Origin of the sequence: uncultured Methanobrevibacter sp. (assembly GCF_905235195.1) — an archaeon.
GTDB lineage: Archaea > Methanobacteriota > Methanobacteria > Methanobacteriales > Methanobacteriaceae > Methanarmilla.
This window is the reverse complement of the sequence record NZ_CAJOKH010000095.1, coordinates 1-2,535: the sequence shown is the minus strand read 5'-3', so window position 1 is coordinate 2,535 and position 2,535 is coordinate 1. Positions and strand designations below refer to the sequence as shown.

Sequence of the window (2,535 nt, the reverse complement as noted above, 5' to 3'; positions counted from 1 at the left end):
TTGTGAAATAAGACAATTTAATAGGACATTCCATCATTAAAGTATAATCAAAAATTGTACTTACTACCCAAATTGCTAAAAAATACTCTGCTTCTTTTAGATCAGCATGACGTAACCACTTATTAAAAATAGGCATGATTAAATATGTTCCTAAAATCATCCAGAAGAACCAATAAGCAGCAAAACTATGAGATTTATACATAAATGAATTATAGTAAGCCTTTAAAATACCCATAACAGAATAATCTTTCATAAATACAAGTTGAGGGAAATACCAGTTCATAATAATCATAAATGTAGCACCTACAATTACCCAAAAGACATATGGTTTAATAATCCTTGGGAGACGTTTGCCCAGAAAATCACTAATTTCCCAATCACGACCTAAAGATAATGCTCCAGAAAGCATCAGAAATAAATCTACACCTATTCTAAAAGCATTAAATGAAAAAAGTTCCCAAAATCCAGTTAATGAATATAACATTTCTGGAGAATAATGTATAACTCTACTCATAAATCCAGTGACATGAATAATCATCACACATAATATCGCAGTAGCACGCAATATATCAAAATAAAAAATTCGTTTAGATTTTGTTTTCGTTGCCATATTTACCTACCTAAATATTTAATTTAATGAATATAATTAATAAATTTTTTTATGTATCAACTTTTTTAAAAGTTCTTATTAATAATTTAAAAATTAATTCAATACTAAAATGTTTACTAAATCTTACCAATTTAAACTAAGTTTATATACATTTAACTAAATAAATATGATTGTAATTAAGGTGAATAAAATGAAATTTAAAAAAAAGATTTTTTTTGTTAGTTTATTGTTGATTTTATTCATATGCCTTTCTGCAGTATCTGCACAAGATACCGATATGAATTCAACAATAAACAATAATGACTATTTATCAAGTAGTCAACCTGTAATTATAGCTAGTTCGAATAACGATGTATTGAGTCAGAGTGGAGATGTTGATCTTTTATCTGTAGATTCTGCAAGCAGTATCAGTTTCTCAAAATTTAATTCTGAAATCAAAAGTGCAGGATCCAGTCTGAAATTAACATCAGATGTAACATTTTCTTCCGGTGACAGCGCTGGTGGAATTGTTATTTCAAAAAGTATGACTATAGATGGAAATGGTCATACTATAGATGGAAAAAGTAAAACCAGAATATTTAAAGTTGCTAGTGGTAAAACACTTACTTTAAAAAATGTCAATATAGTTAATGCAGCTTCTTCTGATTCCGGTGGTGCAATATTAAATAGTGGTACTATTAAATTAACCAATTGTAATTTTACAAATTGTAAAGTCACAGGATCAAAATCCTGTGGAGGAGCAATTACCGGTGCTGGTGGAGGTACAATTACAAAATGTAACTTTAATAAATGTACTGCTGCATATATGGGTGGTGCAATTCAAGGAAAAAAACTTAAAATCTATGATTCTAATTTTGTAAGCAATTCTGCACGTACTGGCGGTGCTCTTGGAGGAACAGTATATATATACAATTCACATTTCAAAAACTGCATTGCTACAAACGGTGATGGTGGAGCAGGTTGTGGAGATTTCCCTATGGTGAAATCCAGTACTTTTGAAAATTGTAAAGCTAAAAAAGGTTTTGGTGGAGCACTTAGAGGTACTACAAAAGCTTATAGTTCTAAATTTACAAATTGTGTTGCTAAAGAAGGAGGAGCAATCCGTGGAAAAGGTATAACCAGCAAATGTACTTTTACCAGTTGTGTAGCAACTAAAAGTATGGGTGGAGCTATTTTCACTGAAAAAACAACAATTGATAAATGTACTTTCGTAAAATGTTCCGCTTCTAAATCCAATGGAGGCGCTGTTTACATAGGTAACAATGCAAAAGTAACTAATTGTAAATTTACTCGATGTACTGCTAGCAAAGGTTCTGGTGGAGCTGTTTACGGTGTAGGTGCAATCAGCAAATGTACTTTTACTAAAAACCATGCAAAATTAGGTGGAGCTGTAAGTTGTTACTACATTACTGTTAAAAGTTCAACTTTTACTTCTAATTCAGCAGGTAAAGGAGGAGCTGCATACAGTATTAAATCTATGACTTCATGTAAAGTTATTTCTAACACTGCTACCTATGGTGGTGCACTATATAGTGTTAAAAAAGTTACTTCAACTAAATTTAGTGGTAATAAATCAAAACATGGTCCAGTAAGAGTAAATGCTTAAATTAGGATCAAATATTATTTATAACTAAAAAAATAGTTGATTCAAAACTACAGAAAAAAATAAAATTTTTAATTAATTTTATTTTTTTATTTTTTTTATATTTTCTATCTATCTCCTTCTACCAATGTATAATATTTTTTTCGAAAGGTTTGTTTTAATTAAATGTTCCTTATTTTAAAATATTAAAAGATGAGTGAAACTACTATTTTAATTATCATATATTTCATTAGATTGTTTGAAAAAGTAGTTCTAATCTAAGAATAATTAACAGATATTTCCTAAAAATTTTAAAAAAATAAGATATTGAAAATTAAAAAAA

At 28.8% G+C, this 2,535-nt stretch carries 2 protein-coding genes; one reads left to right on the top strand and one right to left on the bottom strand.

Annotated features, from left to right (window positions below; translation table 11 throughout):
* The coding region (locus tag QZ146_RS08615; RefSeq protein ID WP_295723660.1) for an acyltransferase at nt 1–610 on the bottom strand (610 nt) is incomplete at its 3' end.
* A gap of 190 nt (nt 611–800) precedes the next feature.
* Here QZ146_RS08615 and QZ146_RS08610 point away from each other — a divergent pair.
* Complete coding sequence (locus QZ146_RS08610; RefSeq protein ID WP_295723658.1) at nt 801–2,216, top strand: right-handed parallel beta-helix repeat-containing protein; 1,416 nt, start codon at nt 801–803, stop codon at nt 2,214–2,216.
* The last annotated feature ends 319 nt before the right edge of the window (nt 2,217–2,535 follow it).